The organism is Paraburkholderia sp. Tr-20389, assembly GCF_017104565.1.
GTDB lineage: Bacteria > Pseudomonadota > Gammaproteobacteria > Burkholderiales > Burkholderiaceae > Paraburkholderia.
This window is the reverse complement of the sequence record NZ_JAAGPD010000103.1, coordinates 1-2,523: the sequence shown is the minus strand read 5'-3', so window position 1 is coordinate 2,523 and position 2,523 is coordinate 1. Positions and strand designations below refer to the sequence as shown.

Sequence of the window (2,523 nt, the reverse complement as noted above, 5' to 3'; positions counted from 1 at the left end):
CGATCCCGCGCTGCTCGACAACCCGCATTTGCAGGCATGGCGCAACCGCCTCACGGGCCTGCGCGAACGCAACCAGATCGCGCGCCCGCTGCGCGCGTGCGGACGCCTGACGCGCGCGGCCGGTCTCGTGCTCGAAGCGGTCGGCCTGCGTCTTGCCGTCGGTTCCGAAGTGATGATCGAACTGCCGCCCGGCAGCACGCGCACGATGGCGGAAGCCGAAGTGGTCGGCTTTCACGGCGACAAGCTGTTTCTGATGCCGACGACGGAAGTTGCCGGTCTCCTGCCCGGCGCGCGCGTGTATCCGCTGGAGACGGCGCCCATCGCCGATCCGATGGCCGGTGCGAAGCGTCTGCCCGTCGGCTGGGAACTGCTCGGCCGCGTGGTCGATGCATCGGGCAAGCCGCTCGACGGCTTCGGCCCGCTCAACTCGCGCAACGATGCGCCGCTCACGGCGCCGACCATCAACCCGCTGCATCGCGAGCCGATTCACAAGGTGCTCGACGTCGGCGTGCGCGCGATCAACTCGCTGCTCACCGTCGGACGCGGCCAGCGCATGGGCCTGTTCGCGGGTTCGGGCGTCGGTAAATCGGTGCTGCTCGGCACGATGGCGCGCTATACCAGCGCCGAAGTGATCGTGATCGGACTGATCGGCGAACGCGGCCGCGAAGTGAAGGAATTCATCGAACAGATTCTCGGCGAGGAAGGTCTCGCGCGCTCGGTCGTGGTGGCCGCGCCCGCCGACGTCTCCCCGCTGCTGCGGATGCAGGGCGCCGCCTACGCGACGTCGCTGGCCGAATATTTCCGCGATCAGGGCAAGCATGTGCTGCTGCTGATGGACTCGCTCACGCGTTACGCGATGGCGCAGCGCGAGATCGCGCTCGCGATCGGCGAGCCGCCCGCGACCAAGGGCTATCCGCCTTCCGTGTTCGCCAAGCTGCCCGCGCTCGTCGAGCGCACGGGCAACGGACCCGAAGGCGGCGGCTCGATCACCGCGTTCTATACGGTGCTGACGGAAGGCGACGACCAGCAGGACCCGATCGCCGACTCGGCGCGCGCGATTCTCGACGGCCATATCGTGCTGTCGCGTGCGCTCGCCGAAGCGGGCCACTATCCCGCCATCGACATCGAAGCGTCGATCAGCCGCGCGATGACGGCGCTCATCAGCGACGCTCATCTGGATCGCACGCGTCAGTTCAAGCAGATGCTGTCGCGCTACCAGCGCAATCGCGACCTGATCAACGTCGGTGCGTATTCGGCGGGACGCGACGCTGTGCTCGACAAGGCCATCGCGTTGTATCCGCGCATGGAAGCATTCCTGCAGCAAGGTTATCGCGAAAGCGCCGGGTTCGAAGCGAGCCTGGCGCACCTCGACTCGTTGTTCGGCTAGGAGTAACAGACGCTTATGAGCAAGCACTTCCCGATCAAGACGCTGATTGGCCTCGCACAGGACGACGTCGACGCTGCCGCGCGCAAGCTCGGCCGCGTGCAGCGCGAGCGCAACGAAGTCGAAGCGCAACTGAACTCGCTCATCGAATACCGCGACGAGTATCACCGCCGCTTCACCGAGACGGCCAAGGCAGGCATGCCTGCCGGCAACATGCGCAACTTTCAGGCATTCATCGACACACTCGATGCCGCCATCGAACAGCAGCGCCAGTTGCTGGAGACGGCGACGGCGCGCGTCGAAGCGGCCAAGCCGGAATGGCAGCGCAGCAAGCAGAAACTCGGCTCTTACGAAGTACTGGAAGCACGCGGCATCGCCGCCGAAGCCAAGGTCGCGGCGCGCCGCGATCAACGGGACGCCGACGAATACGGCGCAAGAATTCTCCGGATGCGCGCGGAAGGCGCGTGATGACGCCGCCCGCCGCATGCAATGCGGCGCGCAACGGGACTGACACGACTACACGAGATCCAGCATGTCGCCTCTTTCACTGATCAACTCGCTGCTCGGCTCTTCGAGCGGCACATCGGGCAGCAGCGCGTCGAACGGCGCGAACGCCGGCAGCGCGCTGCCGTTCTCGACCACGCTGCAGCAAAGCATCAACGCACAGAACCAGGCCGCCGCGCCCACGCCGTCTCCCGCGCCGAGCGCGCCGACGCCGTCGCCCTCGCAGTCGGCATCGAACGGTTCGAGCGTGCACGACGCGCCGCCCGCCGACGATTCGTCGAACGGCACCGATGCGTCGGACAGCTCGAACAGCACCGACAGCACGCAGTCCGCGAGCCAGACCGACAGCACGCAGCAAAGCAGCGCGGCGAACGGCACCAATGGTGCGAACGGCACGAACGGCAAGGACAAGACCGACTCCGCTTCGAAGCAGAACGACGCCGCGCCGACCACGAGCGCCGCCGCGGCTGAGACGGCTGCGGCCGCCGCAGCAGCAGCCGCCGCGGCACAGGCGCAAGCTCAGGCGAGCAGCGCCACGGACGCGGCGAATGCAGCGAACGCGGCGACACAGCCGTCGACGCCCGCTTCGACCGACGTGGCCGGCAACACGACCACGCCTGTGATCCAGACGCCAA

Annotated in this window: 2 protein-coding genes and 1 pseudogene; all 3 read left to right on the top strand. The window is 67.4% G+C overall.

Translation table 11 applies throughout. The annotated features are described in order from the left end of the window. Positions 1–1,387, top strand: a 1,387-nt coding sequence (gene fliI, locus G3N95_RS40330; protein ID WP_205975638.1) for a flagellar protein export ATPase FliI, incomplete at its 5' end; no start/stop codon positions are given. 15 nt (positions 1,388–1,402) lie between these two features. Further along, positions 1,403–1,852, top strand: coding sequence for a flagellar export protein FliJ (fliJ, locus tag G3N95_RS40325; RefSeq protein ID WP_205975637.1), 450 nt, complete (start codon positions 1,403–1,405; stop codon positions 1,850–1,852). Between the two features lie 64 nt (positions 1,853–1,916). Further along, positions 1,917–2,523, top strand: a pseudogene (locus G3N95_RS40320) (flagellar hook-length control protein FliK); the annotation flags it as partial.

Coding starts and splice junctions, on each gene's coding strand:
- fliJ (WP_205975637.1), top strand. CDS start 1,403: ATGAGCAAGCACTTCCCGATCAAGACGCTGATTGGCCTCGCACAGGAC.